Source organism: Arthrobacter sp. 4R501 (assembly GCF_002929755.1).
GTDB lineage: Bacteria > Actinomycetota > Actinomycetes > Actinomycetales > Micrococcaceae > Arthrobacter.
This window is the reverse complement of the sequence record NZ_PJIW01000013.1, coordinates 1-14,709: the sequence shown is the minus strand read 5'-3', so window position 1 is coordinate 14,709 and position 14,709 is coordinate 1. Positions and strand designations below refer to the sequence as shown.

The 14,709-nt window shown below is 64.7% G+C and carries 13 protein-coding genes and 2 pseudogenes; 10 read left to right on the top strand and 5 right to left on the bottom strand.

Annotation, left to right across the window (positions count from 1 at the left end; all coding sequences use genetic code 11):
• Nucleotides 1–62 precede the first annotated feature (62 nt).
• Together CXR02_RS13910 and CXR02_RS13900 are read right to left on the bottom strand one after the other, a co-directional pair.
• A complete protein-coding gene (locus CXR02_RS13910; protein WP_104062549.1) occupies nt 63–650 on the bottom strand; it encodes a hypothetical protein in 588 nt (195 codons plus the stop codon).
• Nucleotides 651–2,751: 2,101 nt separating this feature from the next.
• A complete protein-coding gene (locus CXR02_RS13900) occupies nt 2,752–3,729 on the bottom strand; it encodes a magnesium transporter (protein WP_104062547.1) in 978 nt (325 codons plus the stop codon).
• 124 nt (nt 3,730–3,853) lie between these two features.
• On the opposite strand from CXR02_RS13900, the gene CXR02_RS13895 reads away from it, so the two are divergent.
• The 5 genes from CXR02_RS13895 to CXR02_RS13875 all read left to right on the top strand — a co-directional run bounded on the left by CXR02_RS13895 (nt 3,854) and on the right by CXR02_RS13875 (nt 9,246).
• Nucleotides 3,854–4,258 (top strand): hypothetical protein, encoded by a 405-nt coding sequence (locus CXR02_RS13895; RefSeq protein WP_146072553.1) that lies wholly within the window; start codon nt 3,854–3,856, stop codon nt 4,256–4,258.
• Between the two features lie 77 nt (nt 4,259–4,335).
• Nucleotides 4,336–4,596 carry an SHOCT domain-containing protein gene (locus CXR02_RS13890; RefSeq protein WP_181037237.1) on the top strand — a complete coding sequence of 87 codons (261 nt, stop codon included), beginning with the start codon at nt 4,336–4,338 and terminating at the stop codon, nt 4,594–4,596.
• 182 nt (nt 4,597–4,778) lie between these two features.
• Nucleotides 4,779–7,361, top strand: a complete 2,583-nt coding sequence (locus CXR02_RS13885) for a heavy metal translocating P-type ATPase (protein ID WP_181037236.1) — start codon at nt 4,779–4,781, stop codon at nt 7,359–7,361.
• Nucleotides 7,362–7,372: 11 nt separating this feature from the next.
• Entirely contained in the window at nt 7,373–8,734 is a 1,362-nt protein-coding gene (locus CXR02_RS13880) for a phenylacetate--CoA ligase family protein (protein WP_104062545.1), read from the top strand.
• 47 nt (nt 8,735–8,781) lie between these two features.
• A complete protein-coding gene (locus CXR02_RS13875; RefSeq protein WP_104062544.1) occupies nt 8,782–9,246 on the top strand; it encodes a pyridoxamine 5'-phosphate oxidase family protein in 465 nt (154 codons plus the stop codon).
• A 739-nt stretch (nt 9,247–9,985) separates the two neighbouring features.
• Here CXR02_RS13875 and CXR02_RS13865 read toward each other — a convergent pair.
• Nucleotides 9,986–10,456, bottom strand: coding sequence for a pyridoxamine 5'-phosphate oxidase family protein (locus tag CXR02_RS13865; RefSeq protein ID WP_104062543.1), 471 nt, complete (start codon nt 10,454–10,456; stop codon nt 9,986–9,988).
• A gap of 339 nt (nt 10,457–10,795) precedes the next feature.
• On the opposite strand from CXR02_RS13865, the gene CXR02_RS13860 reads away from it, so the two are divergent.
• The 3 genes from CXR02_RS13860 (at nt 10,796) to CXR02_RS13850 (ending at nt 13,104) form a co-directional block, all read left to right on the top strand.
• A complete protein-coding gene (locus CXR02_RS13860; RefSeq protein ID WP_104062542.1) occupies nt 10,796–11,056 on the top strand; it encodes an SHOCT domain-containing protein in 261 nt (86 codons plus the stop codon).
• A gap of 228 nt (nt 11,057–11,284) precedes the next feature.
• Nucleotides 11,285–12,505: a multicopper oxidase family protein gene (locus tag CXR02_RS13855; protein WP_308470689.1), complete on the top strand. Its 1,221-nt coding sequence runs from the start codon at nt 11,285–11,287 to the stop codon at nt 12,503–12,505.
• A 128-nt stretch (nt 12,506–12,633) separates the two neighbouring features.
• On the top strand, nt 12,634–13,104 hold the full coding sequence (locus CXR02_RS13850) for a pyridoxamine 5'-phosphate oxidase family protein (protein ID WP_104062541.1): 471 nt from the start codon (nt 12,634–12,636) through the stop codon (nt 13,102–13,104).
• A 338-nt stretch (nt 13,105–13,442) separates the two neighbouring features.
• Here CXR02_RS13850 and CXR02_RS13845 read toward each other — a convergent pair whose 3' ends face one another.
• Nucleotides 13,443–13,985, bottom strand: a complete 543-nt coding sequence (locus CXR02_RS13845) for an FAD-binding oxidoreductase (RefSeq protein WP_104062540.1) — start codon at nt 13,983–13,985, stop codon at nt 13,443–13,445.
• A gap of 21 nt (nt 13,986–14,006) precedes the next feature.
• Nucleotides 14,007–14,177 (bottom strand): annotated as a pseudogene (locus CXR02_RS22995) (pyridoxamine 5'-phosphate oxidase family protein); the annotation flags it as partial.
• Between CXR02_RS22995 and CXR02_RS22990 the strand changes: the two are divergent.
• Both CXR02_RS22990 and CXR02_RS23280 read left to right on the top strand, forming a co-directional pair.
• Nucleotides 14,178–14,300 (top strand): annotated as a pseudogene (locus CXR02_RS22990) (pyridoxamine 5'-phosphate oxidase family protein); the annotation flags it as partial. It abuts the pseudogene before it with no gap.
• A 107-nt stretch (nt 14,301–14,407) separates the two neighbouring features.
• The gene (locus CXR02_RS23280) at nt 14,408–14,692 is read left to right on the top strand and encodes a universal stress protein (protein ID WP_146072552.1); all 285 of its coding nucleotides are present in this window, start codon (nt 14,408–14,410) and stop codon (nt 14,690–14,692) included.
• Nucleotides 14,693–14,709 lie beyond the last annotated feature (17 nt).

Sequence of the window (14,709 nt, the reverse complement as noted above, 5' to 3'; positions counted from 1 at the left end):
TTCTGGACCGCGGTTGCGGGCTTCGCGATGGGGGCTCTTCGACCGCGGGCACACGAGCGCGGCTATCGGCCGAAAAACGACCTGGCCATGGGGGCCGTCAGCGCAGCGATCGTGACAGCCATGAGGAAGCCAGCGAGGACGTAGAGTGCTGCGACGAGCGGGATCGGGCTCCCCTCGTCGATGAAGGGCGACGGCGCAGCCGTCCACAGGATCGCCACGAGCCAGGCGCCCATGTTGATCGGCACCCAGCGGAACGTGCCCGGCCGTCGCATGGCCAGCCACTGCGCGAACGGGATGCTGCCGAGCAGCACGAGCGCCCCGACAACCAGCAACGCGATGGTACCGAAGGAATCGATGCGAAGCCCGATCGTGTTCGGCAGCATGCCGAGCAGCCAGGCAACGGATGCCGCGACTGCCGTCGCGCCGATCCACAAGCCCCTTCGCGGTCGGTGCTGTTCCATCGCGAGATACTGTCCGGTCGCCAGGGCCGCACCCTCGATCGCACCGGCTGCTACCACGAGGATCAGGCTCCACGGGGCCCCGATCCCCATGACGATCGTGAGGATCCCCGCGCCCGCAGTGACGGCGAACCCCGTCGCCTCGCCGATCGTCACCGCGACGATCCACCGAAGCGTGAATTTTGCGCGCATGGCAAGAGACTAGCACCGGCGAACCTCAACGAGAGGCACCGGGCGCGGCATCCACTCGCTCGCGCGCGCGATCACAGGGAACCCTCTGCAGGGACTAGCTGGGCGTGCTCGGTAGGCTCGATATAAGAACGCCGTCCAGTCCCGCTTCCGGGCGGTCGTGCAGCCACGCGGAACGCCGTTTGTCGTCGCGTCCTTCGGCATTGCTGTCCGTGGTCCTCGCAAGCCTGCTCCATCTGCTCGCCTCTTGGCTGTACCAGGGGAACCGAGAACTGGGTCTTGCAGGCGGGAGGGCAGGATCTCGGCAACCTTCTCGCGGTCGTCGTTCTCACCGTGAGTGCGATCAGGATGCGCGCTGGCTCCCTTAGAGCGATGCAGCTCTGGGCTCGCGTTTTCGCCGGGTGGGTCCTGATCGTCACCGGCGGGCTCTTCGCCCTGTTGTGGTTGAGTGAACTAGTTCCAGCTACCCTTTCGGGGCAGGCACCGGCGAGCCTGGAAGTAGCTGGGCTGACAATGAACCCCATCCATGTCATCGACCTGTCCGTGGTCCTGCCGGGCATGATTATCATCGGGGTGCTCGCCCTGCGCGGGAACCAGAAGGGGTTGTTCTTGACCCTACCGGCACTGGTCTTCTCCATTGCTGATGGGATCGAGCATCATCGCCGCGATGGTGCTGATCGTCGTGAGCGGGGACACGAGCGGCTTGGTTCCGATGGCGATGGTCGCCGTTGTTGTCGGCGCCAGCCTCGCAGCTGCCTCGCCTACCCGCGCCGAACTACTGGACTTCCTCGACCGACCGCAACACTTCAATAGGATGGGAACCGACGAGGGACCGAACCCGCGCAACACCAGAGCGTCGACCGGCACCGCGAGGGGAATATGTGGGTGCGGATCGCAGCCTGCAGGACACCGGGGAACTCCCGGTCACCTACAACGAGCGAGTCGGCGATCTCGTGGTAATCGCTGAAGCGCGTCTTCGTGTCCGCGATCAGCGAGGTTTGGAGAGGCTGTGGGCGATCGCGACGACGACCAGACCGAGCCCTGCGCCAACGGCGGCGCCGATCGCGATGCCCGGTTTACCGGCATCGCCACTCCGCTGGTCATTCCGGCTCCCGCTCCCAGAGCCAGCCCGAGCCCAGGAAGCGACTGAGTGAGGCAAGAATTCGAACCCTGTTCCTCCGCGGCAGCGCCGAACAGCAGCAGCGGAACTCCAAGAATGAGCGCGATGATCGCCGGTCCGTAATCCTTGGACGACCGGGACCAGTAGCTGCGACCTGGCCCCGGCCTTCAGGGCTACCCATACCGGGCGGCTGGCATCGGCGTTCATGACCACCAGCCTCCAGCGTCCCGGTCGCAGATCCCAGGTGATTTCTTGAGGTCCCGTCCCCGGTTAGGAGCGGGCCCAGCAATCCTGCCATCCCGGCGCTGGCGGAACCCGGCCCCCTGCCGACTGCTCCGGTTCGCCTCCTGCCCCGAAAAAGGGGCCGACGGTATGTTCCACGTCCGTAGACCCGGAGAAGCTCCCACCAAAGCATGTGCCACCCGTCAAGGTATGCCAAGACCGCGGAGGCCTCGGCGATGCCGACGAAGATTTCCTGGTCGGGAACCGCGAAGAAACGCGCACCTGAACGCTTTCCAGCTCGCTTAACGGCGGAGCCCTGGGCAGTCACCGACTGCGCGATGCGCTTTTCCTGCCCGGACCCGGCCATTCGGCGGACCGGCCTGGGCAGGGCGGCCGACATGCCCACGCTGAACAGCCACACGGTTTGCCGGCGGGCACAGGGGCATGGGCGTGCAGGAACGCGACAGCTTCCGGCAGCCACGCCTGGCTGTGGATGGCGCTGCCCAGCACGGCACCTCAAAGTCCACGGGACGATCTATCTCCTGCGCCGGGCTTACGTCCACGTCGTTTCCCGAACGCCGCAAGATTTCGGCTATCCGATCCGCGATCTGCGCGGTGGACCCTTCCTGCTCGGATAACCGACGACAGCACGCTTCCGGGCATCCAAAGAGGCGAGCAACGGGGCGGGAACAGCATGAGTCCTGTGCGGACAGACCGCCCGGCAGAGGCGCCATGGCACGAGATGATGGCAGCGGCGGGACGTCACACCACGAGGGCTGAGGCGGTAGTGAGGTAGATCATCACGGTCAGAAGGTCCTGTGTCACCGTGGCGAGGGGCCCGGAGCCGAAGGCCGGGTCCTTGCCCAGTTTGCTGATCCCCCAGGGCAAAACCAGGGCAATGACGGTAGCGATCGAAGCGGCAGCCAGTAGTGAGAGCGCGACGGCCAACGCGACATGCCAGTCCCGCCAGATTGATCCCACAAGGAGCAGTGACACCCCTCCGAGGATCAGACCCAGAAGCACACCGGTGGCGATCTCGCGCCCGACGATCCGCCGCACGCCTATCCCAAGCGAAAGGCCGCGAATGACAAGCGCTTCCGTCTGCGTTCCGATCGCGTCGGCGAGATAGACCACGCCGGGGACGAAGAAAGCGATGAGGACATGCTCAGCCAGATCGGCTTCAAAGTTGCCCACGATCCCGGCCGCCAGCAACGCGCCGACGAGCCCAACACCCAGCCATGGGAGGCGATGCCAAAGGCGACGCAGCACCGGCTCCACCGTGGTCATCTGAGCAGGTGATGCAGATCGCAGGAATCCGCCAAGACGGACCAAGTCCTCGTCATGTTCTGTCAACAGCACCTCAAGAAGGGCGGTGGCGGGTACGAGACCGACGAACCGACCCTCATCAATGACGGCGAGGGTGGGCTCGTTGTGGTGGACGGCTTTCCAAGCCGCCTGCTCCTGAACGGTTGAGGACGCGACAACGGGAGGGTTGGCGTCCATCAGCAGGCTAATCGGAGCGGTGGGTTGGGCGGCGAGCAGCCGCTCGATGGTGACCAGGCCGAGCAGCTGGTCACCATCGAGGACCGCGACCGCTGCAGCACTTTCGTAGTGTTGGCCACGCATGGCGTCCAGGACGTGGCTGGCCAGTTCGTCGCGTTGCGCGATAGGCACCCGGCGCGAAGCGTGCTGGGCCGCTGTGCGGAACTGACCGGACCTGGCAGGGTCGAGAACCGTCATCGGACATCCTTCGACAGTTTGAGGCGCGATACTTGCGCAGGAGCCTGGAGCCACGCCTTGCCGCCGCCGTGAACATCGTACAGAACTTCCAGCCTATACCGCGGTTGCTTTCGTGCAATGTTTGTTGGCACGGACGCTGCTCGGGATCATCGCCGGATTCGTCGGCCTGCTAGTGGTCGGACTCAGCAGCGGCGCCGGTTCAGGTGCCTGGCTGGTCCTGCTCGCCGCCGGTACGGGCGATCAACTGGACCCCTCAGTTCATCACATTCCTGCTCTTCCTCTCCCTCGTCGGGACGGCGGCAGCGTTTTTGGCCTGGTTCACAGAAGCCGTGCACCCCGCTTGGACCTCCTGACTGCCTGGACGCTGCTCATGCCCGTCATTGGCATCGGCGTCTCCCTGTTCCTCCCCGGGGAACGGCCCCCACCACCGGCGGCAGCCGGTATCGTCCTGGTCCTCGGTTCACTCTGGCTCGTGCTCCGCCGGCCCCGCCCCCGGACCGCCTCCGCCAAGCGGGACCAAAGCCTCTGACGCCCCGCACCGGGGACGGACGATAGTGAACTGCAAGGGCAGCCTGGCGCGCCCGCGGACAGGGAGGAAGAACATCGATGATGTATTGGGACGGGAACATGGGTGTCTGGGGCTACATTCTGATGGGGGTGAGCCTTGTCCTGTTCTGGGGAGCCATCATCACCGGACTCGTCCTCCTTGCCCGCTCCCTGGGCGCAGGCAACCGCCGGTACGACGGCGGCACCCCGGGTGGCGGCGTCGCTGAACATCTGCTCGCCGAACGGTTCGCCCGCGGAGAGATCGACGAGAGCGAGTACACCGCCCGCCTCACGGTGCTCCGGCGCGGCCGCGGCACCTAGGCAGCCAGGGTGCCCCGTCGATGCCGCCTCAAACCTTGACCTATACCCCTAGGGGGTATATGTTCGGCCTAACCGGAAACCGACGTCCCGGGCGAAAGCCCCACGCAGTGAAGGTCCGGCAGCGGGGTCAACCACCCCCGCTGTCCTCCCCGGATCCCTCATGACCTAAGGACGACGACACCATGTCTGCTGACCCGAAGCCCGGCGCCGACGCAGTGGCCACGCCTCTGCAACGCACTGTCGTGGAAGTCCGCGGCCTGCACTGGGCCACCTCCAAAGCAGTGATTGAACGAGTCCTGTCGCAACGGCCTGGCGTTGCCGGCGTCGACGCGAACCCCGTTGCCCAAACCGCAACCGTCAGCTTTGACCCCTCAATGACCTCGGTGGAGCAGATTTCCGGGTGGGTCCGGGACTGCGGATACCACTGCCGTGGCGAGTCCGTCCCCGACCACATCTGCTACCCCATGGAGGAAACACACACCGCCGGGATGAAGCATGACACCGCCACGAAGACGGGCACGGCCCACCCGCACACCGGACATGCCCCCAGTCCAGCGCCGCACACCGTGCATACGCATCCGATGGGGCACGATCACCACGCCATGCCTACCGGCCACACCCCGGTACCGGTGGCACAGGGCACCGGGCACACTCACCCGGACGCTGGCCACGCCGGACACGGTGCGATGGCCCGGACTCCGCAGGACATGATGGGCCACGGAGGACACAATGCCGGAATGTCCATGGATGACATGGTCAAAGACATGCGCAACCGGTTCCTGGTCGCCGCGATCCTGTCAGTGGGCGTGACGCTGTGGTCCCCGATGGGCCGGGATATGCTCGGCTTCACCGCCCCGACGCCGTTCGGTCTCCGCGACGACGTGATGGCCTTGATCCTGTCGCTGCCGGTCATCTTCTACTCGGCCTGGATCTTCTTCGATGGCGCCTACCGGGCGCTGAAGGCCCGCACCCTGGACATGATGGTCCTGGTCGCGATCGCCGTGGGCACCGGATGGCTTTACAGTGTCTGGGTCACCTTCACCGGCGGCGGTGAAGTGTTCTATGAAGCCGCTACCGTCCTTGCCTCCTTCGTGCTGCTGGGCCACTGGTTCGAGATGCGCGCACGGGGCGGCGCGAACGAGGCCATCCGTACGCTGCTCGAGCTTGCTCCGCCGGTCGCGGTGGTGATCCGCGACGGCGACACGGTTGAGATCCCCACCTCCGACGTCCAGACCGGGGACCTGCTGCTGATCCGGCCGGGGTCGAAAATCCCCGTTGACGGGGAGGTCGAGGACGGCCAGTCGGAGGTCGATGAGTCCATGGTCACGGGCGAGAGCCTTCCGGTGACCAAGACCATCGGTTCGGAGGTGATCGGCGCGTCCATCAACACCACCGGCACGTTGCGGGTCCGGGCCACCAAGGTCGGAGCAGACACTGCCCTGGCGCAGATCGTGGCCCTCGTCCAGGAAGCCCAGAACTCCAAGGCACCGGGCCAGCGGCTGGCCGATAGGGCCGCGTTCTGGCTGGTCCTGGTCGCCCTGATCGGCGGAACCGTGACGTTCGGCGCCTGGCTCGCCCTCGGCGCCGGGGTCCAGACGGCCCTGCTGTTCGCCATTACCGTTGTTGTGATCACCTGCCCCGACGCGTTGGGGCTTGCCACGCCGACGGCCATCATGGTGGGCACCGGACTCGGTGCTAAGCGCGGTGTCCTGTTCAAGAATGCCACCGCGCTGGAGGTCTCCGCCCGGATCGACACCGTCGTCATGGACAAGACCGGCACCCTGACCAAGGGCGAACCGGAAGTCACCGACGTCGTCGTCGAAGGAATTAGCGAAAGCGAACTTCTGGCGTTGGTCGCCGCGGTGGAGCAGGAATCCGAACACCCCCTCGCTGCAGCGGTGGTCCGGCACGCCCGTGAGCACGGCGCACCCGTCCTGGCGGCTTCGGATTTCCTGAACGTTCCCGGCCACGGTGCCGGCGCTACGGTGGACGGACACCGGGTGCTGGTGGGCAACCGCAAGCTCATGGCCGACGAAGGAATCGACCTAGGACCGCTGGCCGCAGTGCGAGACAGACTTGCCGCCGCCGGCCGGACGGCCGTGCTCGTCGCCGTGGACGGAAGGGCCGCGGCCGTGATCGCCTTGGCGGACGCCGCGAGGGAAACAGCCGCCGCCGCAATAGCTGCCCTGCACGAGGCCGGGATCGAAGTCGTCATGCTCACCGGAGACAACGAAGCGACCGCCCGGAGGATCGCCGGCCAGCTGGGCATTGACACCGTCATCGCCGAAGTGCTCCCCGGAGACAAATCGGCGAAGATCGCCGAGCTGCAGAAGCGCGGAAGGGTCGCTATGGTCGGGGACGGCGTCAACGACGCCCCGGCCCTGGCGCAGGCCGACCTCGGTATCGCGATCGGCGCCGGCACCGATGTGGCCATCGAAACGGCCGACGTCGTGCTGATGCGCTCGGACCCGCTGGATGTGCCGATCGCCCTGCGGATCGGCAAAGGGACTTTGCGGAAGATGCGCCAGAACCTTGGCTGGGCCGTCGGATACAACGCGATAGCGCTGCCCATCGCTGCAGGGGTGTTCGCGTTCGCCGGGATTGTCCTCAGCCCGGAGATCGCGGCCCTGTCGATGTCAGGCTCCAGTTTCCTGGTCGCCGTCAACGCCCTGCTGCTCAAGAGGCTGCGGCTGCCCCGGCCCGAAACACCGGAGGCAAGCACGGCCCGCCCGGTCCGGCCGCTGGCCCCGGCCGGTAACCGCTAGGCGTCCCGGCCGTGGACCTCCGCCTCATCTCCCGGGTGGTGTTCCTGCGGGCGGCGTGGCGCAAACGCGACCGGTGGGACGCCGCCCGGATCGCCGAGCACCAGGACCATGCCCTGCAGGAGCTGCGCCGGGCAGCCTACGCCGGGTCGGAGTTCTACAGGCGCCACCACACAGGACTGCACGACGCGCCCTTGGATCAGTTGCCTCCTGTGACGAAGGCTGACCTGATGGAGCACTTCGACGAGGCAGTCACCACGCCGGACCTGCGGCTGGCGGATCTGGAGGCGCACCTGCGGTCACTGACCGAAAGCAGGGGAGACCCGGGAGTGCCATGGCAGGGCCGGTGGTGGGCTGCGGCGACGTCAGGGACCACGGGCCGGCGCGGGACCTTCGTCTGGAACCGCTCCGAATGGGGCACCGTCCTGGCCTCCTATGCCCGGGCGAACGACTGGGCCGGCATCTCCGCAGGGCCGACCCGGCCACTGAAAATGGCACTGGTCAGCTCCCGCGTCCCTACCCACCAGTCCGCCGTCGTCGGGGCGTCCCTGCGCTCCCGGCTTGTCCCCACCCTCCGGCTGGACGTCACCGCACCCATGGAGGACACGGTCGCCGCGCTAAACCGGTTCCAACCCAGGATCCTGGTCGGATACGCCTCAGCCCTGAAACCCCTCGCCGCGGAGCAGCATGCCGGGCGGCTTCACATCTCCCCACAGGGCGTGATGTCCGCCTCCGAAGTGCTCACCCCGCACACCGCAGCGGAACTCGAAGCGGCGTGGGGAAGCGGGCCCTTCGACGTTTACGCTGCGACCGAAACGGCCGGCATGGCCTCCCCCTGCACTTACCGGAACCGCCACGTCTACGAAGACCTGCTGATCATCGAACCGGTGGACCAGGACGGGAACCCCGTGCCGCCCGGCACTACTGGGGCGAGGCTCCTAGTGACCGTCCTGTTCTCCCGCACCCTGCCGCTAATCCGGTACGAAATGTCCGACTCCGTCAGACTGGGCGGACGAGGCTGCCCGTGCGGGCGCGCTTTCACTTTGCTGGGAGACATCGAAGGGCGGCTCGAAGACATTCTGAACCTGCCAGGCAGGCAAGGACCGGTCAGCATCCACCCGATCGTGTTCCACCACGTACTCGATGAAGCCGGCAGCGCGGGGTGGCAGGTCATCCAGGAGCCCCCCGGACTGCGGGTCCTCCTGGCGGGCCTCGCGCCCGGGGCATCCATCGAGGGAGTCCGCGCCGCTGTCATCGGCGCGCTCAACGCGGCCGGCGTGGTGGAAACCCGGGTGGACGTGCAGCTGGCCGATCACGTCGAACGGACAGCCCTTGGTAAAGCGCCGTTCGTACGAGGGCTTGCCGCACCGCACTAGGACGTAAGCCCCTAACCGGGGTCTGCCATCAGGGGTAGCATCTCGCTATGGAAAAGGCTGGCAAGAATGCGGTTGAGCGTCTCGGCCCAGAAGCCTGCTGGGATCTCTTGCGGTCGGACACTGTTGGTCGGCTCGCAGTTGTCGTCCAGCGCCGTCCGGACATCTTCCCGATTAATTACGTTGTCGACGGGGAGACTTTGGTCTTCAGGTCAGCGGTCGGCAGCAAGTTTTGGGCGGGTCTAGACGTTGAATCCGCGTTAGAAGTTGACGGGTATAAACCGCTGACGCAGATGGCTTGGAGCGTGGTGGCCCAAGGACAAATCCGGATCGTTCTTGACCCTCTCGAAAAGAAGGCTGCAGACACTCTGGGTCGGCAGCCGTGGGAGCCAGGGGAAAAGAACATATACATGCGCGTGGTTCCCGAATCCATAACAGGACGCCTGTTCCATACCGTAAAGCCTGACATCTGGAAGATTTCCGAGGTTGATCGGCGTAGGTCCGCCTTCGAATAGGTGGGTGATCCCTGGCGACCGAAACGTCGCAGGACCATCCATTGCAGCGCGGGGATTGAGAGCAAAAGAACGCTTCCGAGGACGATGACCAACGGCAGCATAAGCGGTCATTAAGGTCCATGCCGCCCGTACTGCGGGGCAGCATTCCGATGGACCAGGTGATGACAGCTCCCGTTGCCGTCGGGCCAACCCTAGCCGCCCGGGGAACAACCAACCCGCCGAACCCGATCCACTGGCCAAGCTCGATCAGCACACCTTCGCAGGTGCCGGCCAAGATCATGGAGAAGTAGACGACAACGGCCGGAGCCCCAGCGCTAGCCAATATTTCGGACCCGAGCACATGCGACGTCAGTCTGGGCAACGCCGGAGGCCATTTTGTGTTCGGTTCGCGGGGCTGACGGTGCCGGTGGTGCAGTGCGTAGCTGTCAAACACGGCCGAGGACGTCGTCCCGGATGACCGGATCTGCCGCGAAGTACTGCGGCGAGATCTTCCAGGTCTGCATCCAGCATCCGTCCGGCAAATCGGAGTTCCTTGTTTTCACTGGCTTGGGCTTCAGAGGCGAGTTGCTGTGCGTAAGTGACGGTGGCCGGCAAGGAACCCCGGCGGAAAGATAAAGACCACGCCATGAGTGACCCGATTCATCATGCCAAGTATTGGCCGAAGCGCTGGGCTGTCGCCGCTCATCCATGACGTGCCCGCCGGGGTTTGCGTTCTTCCGGGCCTGGGATTACTGGTTCGTTATTCACTGGCCGTGGGTTTGGTCCCTTGAATGGGCGTCCACCACGTGTTGGGGGCCGCGACGCTAAACCGGCGCCCGGAGATTGAATCGGGCATTACCCGTACGAAGTGGTCTTTCTTCCCTGCTTGCCAGGGAAACAGGGGCAGGGAGAACGCGGCGAGAACATCCGTTGTTTTTGTCAGAAGTTCTGCCTTGCCGCGGATCACAACGCTCCAAGCCACTCCTGTTTCCGGATTAACCCCATCGGCTTCCATAGCTACGGGATAATCACCCAAGGCGCCTTCAAGCTTCTTCCCCGAGCCTGTCCGGAAGACTATCGTGCCGTGGTCGGTCGTGTAGTTAATGGGAAAAATATCGGGGCCGTCTCCGACCCATACCGCCAGGCGGCCCACAGATACCAGCCGCAGTAGACTCCAGCACTCGTGGACAGCCAACCGCTCGGTCGTAGTTTCACTCGGCTTGTTCTCCATATGCCGATCCTAGGCACAAGTGCTTCCAATGCACAGAGCCTGGGTTCTCCTCCCTGGCGGGCGGAGGACCTGGGTCAACTGCCTTATCCGTACTGTGTATGCTCGGCCGCCTGAACATCTCCGAGGAGAGGACGGAAAAAGAGATCCGCCAACAAGGCCCTCCGTCTTCTGGATCTCCTGGCCTATCTCCGTGTAATGGCGCTATTGGTCCGGCCGTCGACGGCAGCGACCGCGATGAGGAACCAGTAACGGGCGGTCCGGGCCTTCGGGCTCTGGCGGCGGGCCGGCAACGGGTTCAGAATCGGAATAGTAACTGGCTCAGTCCGAAAGGTGCCGGTCATGATGTGGGGTTACGGGAACATGGGCTGGATATGGCTCTGGGGTTTTCTCATGCTCGCGGGGACCGCGGTATTGGTTCTGCTTGCCGTCCGGATGTTTGGCAGCGGTAACGGATATGGCCAGAGCGGCCGGCAGGGGCCGGGCGGGCCCCCACCGGGAAGGAGCAGGGCGCGCCAAATCCTGGATGAACGCTTCGCGAAGGGAGAGCTGACCGCGGAGCAGTACCGCGCCCAGCTCCGGGTGCTGGGTGAGGGGCCGTAGTGCAGCCCATCAGCCGGCGCAACGCTCTGCTGCTGGGCGGACTTGGCGTAGCGGGCACCGTCGTGGGCGGGGCAGGCCTGTTCTGGACACTGACATCCCTGCCCGCTCCCGTCACGGGAGGTGAACTGACCCAGCCACCGGATCTGCGCAGCGAAGGCGGCCGGCTGGACGTCCGTCTCGACGCGGGGCCGGGGCGCATACCGCTCGCAGGGCTGCAGGCCTTGGCCCTTGCCTATAACGGGGGGGATCCCGGGCCCAACTCTTCGTTTGCGGCCGGGAGATGTCCTGAACGTCCGGCTTGTCAACAACCTGGATCGGCCAACAAACCTGCATATGCACGGGCTTCATGTTTCCCCGCAGGACAACGGCGACAATGTCTTCGTGACCGTGGATCCCGGCAGCACCTTCGACTACGAGCACAGGCTTCCTGCCGAGCACCCGCCGGGCGTGTACTGGTACCACCCGCACCGTCACGGCTTGGTCGCCGATCAGATTTTCGCCGGACTCTTCGGAGCGATCATCGTGGAGGACCCCCAGCCCGTTGCGGCAAGCCGGGAACGGGTGCTGCTGGTGTCCGATATCACCTTGGACGGACTGGGCAACATCCCGCCGGTCTCAGAGATGGAACGGATGATGGGCCGCCAGGGCGAATTCATCCTCGTCAACGGTCAAAGCAACCCGCAGGTCAGCGTCCGCCCAGGAGAGCGCGAAAGGTGGCGGATCGTCAATGCGTGCGTATCCCGCTACCTCCGGCTGCGGCTCGATGGTCAGCAGTTGCAGCTCCTGGGCATCGACTCCGGCCGCTTCCAGAAGCCGGTAGACGTGGAAGAGCTGCTGCTGACACCGGGAAACCGGGCAGACCTACTGGTCACCACGGCCGCCGGTGACTCTGTCCTGCGCGCGACTTACTACGACCGCGGTACCATGCCGGGGATGATGGGTAATGGCCGACCCGGCGGGCCGCGCCCGGAGGATCCTAACCGAGCCGCCTTGGCGACACTGCACGTAGCCGGCGAACCCATTGAACCCTTGAATGCCGTGGCCGCCCGGGCGGAACCGGATGACCTGAGATCCTCCCCCGCGGCAGCCCACAGGCAGCTGACTCTCGGCACGGGAATGGGCATGATGCGCTTCACCATCAACGGAGGGGAGTTCAACGAGGCCAGAACAGACACAACCGTTGCGGCCGGCAGCGTAGAGGAATGGACGCTGGTCAACACCAGTCCCATGGATCACCCGTTCCACCTCCATGTGTGGCCGATGCAGCTCATCGAGGAAAACGGTCAGCTCCTGGATTCCGTTGTTCGACGGGACGTTGTCAACGTCCCGTCGAACGGGCAGGTGAAGGTCAGAGTGGCTTTCGAGGACTTCAGGGGCCGTTCCGTATACCACTGCCACATCCTCGACCACGAAGACCAGGGAATGATGGGCGTCATCGAAGTTCGTTGAGCAGCTTCACGGTCGCTTTCGGCCCACATCAGTGCCTGAGCGGACTCATTCTGCGACGGTTTTCTTACGGGCGGCTCTTGGGTCTTTGGGCCTTGTTTGGGCAGAGCAACCCCCCGTAGGATCTCCACATGACCGACAAGAAGTTAGTGCCTGAGCCAGAGATTCTCGATCCGGACGATTGTTGGAGGCTGCTGGGAGAAACGCCCGTGGGACGGCTCGCGGTCATCGTCGATGGCCATCCCGACGTCTTCCCGGTGAACTTCACGATCGACAACCGGACACTCGTCTTCCGCACGGGCAGCGGAACAAAGCAGCAGGCGATTGAAGCCGATGCCGTCGTTGCTTTGGAGGCGGACGCGGTGAGCGCCGAATTCGGTTTGGCCTGGAGCGTTGTGGTCAAAGGTCGGGCTGAGGAGACAACGCCCACTGGTCCGGACATGGACGAAATCCGCCGCGCACTTTTCCCCTGGCAGGGGGTTGGACAAGACCATCTGATCCGGATCGTTCCCCAGTCGGTAACAGGCAGGCGCTTCAGCGTCACCACGTCCATGTTGTGGCGCACATCCGTGGACGAGGCCACCCGCGCGGGACTTGAGTAATACGGAGAGCGCCAGGGGCAGCTGAACCTGAATAGCTTAGGCGGTTCGAACTAAAGTTGCGCCTCGAATAGATCGTTCACGGTGGGCTTGCGGTCGGTGAACCTGGGTCGGGTGGGCTCGGCCCTCACCCTTCGGCGTCTAAGCCTTATCATTCCGCAGTTAACGGCAGCACGTTTCTGGTGAGCAACTCTACTGGGTTCTATCCGCCTGTCCGTGTTGATTGTGCCGGGGGCAGGCTTGGGACATTAGGCCCGCGGCTCAGCCGCCCCCTGTCGTAAACGCCAGCCCAGCGCCTGACTCTCGCCTAGCCCCGCCGGCCGGACCCTTTCAGGTCGACTTCACGGACGTCCACGAAACGCGAGAATACGTCGCGGTGGCTGGCTTCCGTTTCGATCGGACCGGGCGCGGTGAGGAGTCAGGCGGCCATGGAGGAACAGGACTTTTCGCTGCGCACCCGCTTTCGCCAGGTGGGACAGCATGCCTGCCATCGGCGTAATGCCGATTCCGGCGCTGGCGAGCACCACGGGACGGTCGGTGTACTCCATGACCACGTCGCCAAACGGTGCGGAGAGAACCACCTCGTCTCCGACATTCACGGAGTCGTGGAGGAGGTTTGGACATCTCTCCGTCGGGCCGGGCGTCCGGACCCGCTTGACGGCGAACTGCCGGTGGCGGCCGTCGTCGGCTTTCGTGAGGCTGTACTGGCGGGGCTGGTGGACGCCGTCGGGCATCTTCATCTTGATGGTCACGTACTGGCCTGGCAGTGAAGGCTTGACGTCACGTTCGTCCGTGCGCTCAACTCTGAAGGTGGCCACATCGGGACAGAGGTCGGGGTGAAGCTGAACAGCACCCTCAGACAGCCGGTCAGAACCCTCGAACACGGAGCAGGAACTCCTGCCGCGTCAGAAGCGCTCCGGCTGTTCGCCCAGGTTGAAGTGCCTCCCGCTGACACGCGACGGTTTGATTTCCACTTAGAAGTCTTCGAGCGTCGGGACCCACGTCTTGAGGTTCAGCGCCTCGGCGGCGGCAATATCCGTGCTGTGCTCAAGGACCCTGGCTGTCCCCTTGACTACGGAGCGAAAGACAACTAAATCCGGTTGACGCCGCGGGCACTGACCGGACGCCGCTTCAAGGTGAACAAGCCCGACCTGTGGAACACGCGCCTGAACGATTCCCGGCGCTCCTCCTTCGAATAGCGCACAGGAAGCCCTCGACAAGTCCGCTTACTGGGCTGGTGTCGCTGAATTGAGGGAGGCATTCGAAGCTACCGGTGGCGGCGAATGCGGCCATACGCGTGCAACCGATGGTGACGGACACACCTGGGAAAGCTGCCGCTTGTGAAGGCATATTGAGACAGGGGAGATATGGGCTGCCGCGTGGGACTAGCCTTGTTTACGAGGCGCTGGAATCGGACGGCGCTCCCGCCGACGTGCTCATTCGTGCCGCAGAAAAGGCAAGCCTATTGGTGATTGGCTGCTGGGGACGGGGCGGACTTCGGAAACCCATCGGATCCATCGCCGAAAAAGTGCTGATGCGGTTGCCTTGTCCCACCATCATCACCCGTCCTGCATCTGGACACGCCTCCTGATATCAGCCACCGGTCAA

Bases quoted from the DNA above. Each gene is read 5' to 3' on its own strand.
- CXR02_RS13875 (WP_104062544.1), top strand. From the start codon at position 8,782: ATGGAAAAGGCTGGCAAGAATGCGGTTGAGCGTCTCGGCCCAGAAGCC.
- CXR02_RS13910 (WP_104062549.1), bottom strand. From the start codon at position 650: ATGCGCGCAAAATTCACGCTTCGGTGGATCGTCGCGGTGACGATCGGC.
- CXR02_RS13860 (WP_104062542.1), top strand. From the start codon at position 10,796: ATGATGTGGGGTTACGGGAACATGGGCTGGATATGGCTCTGGGGTTTT.
- CXR02_RS13900 (WP_104062547.1), bottom strand. From the start codon at position 3,729: ATGACGGTTCTCGACCCTGCCAGGTCCGGTCAGTTCCGCACAGCGGCC.
- CXR02_RS13865 (WP_104062543.1), bottom strand. From the start codon at position 10,456: ATGGAGAACAAGCCGAGTGAAACTACGACCGAGCGGTTGGCTGTCCAC.
- CXR02_RS13850 (WP_104062541.1), top strand. From the start codon at position 12,634: ATGACCGACAAGAAGTTAGTGCCTGAGCCAGAGATTCTCGATCCGGAC.
- CXR02_RS13885 (WP_181037236.1), top strand. From the start codon at position 4,779: ATGTCTGCTGACCCGAAGCCCGGCGCCGACGCAGTGGCCACGCCTCTG.
- CXR02_RS13890 (WP_181037237.1), top strand. From the start codon at position 4,336: ATGATGTATTGGGACGGGAACATGGGTGTCTGGGGCTACATTCTGATG.
- CXR02_RS23280 (WP_146072552.1), top strand. From the start codon at position 14,408: ATGGTGACGGACACACCTGGGAAAGCTGCCGCTTGTGAAGGCATATTG.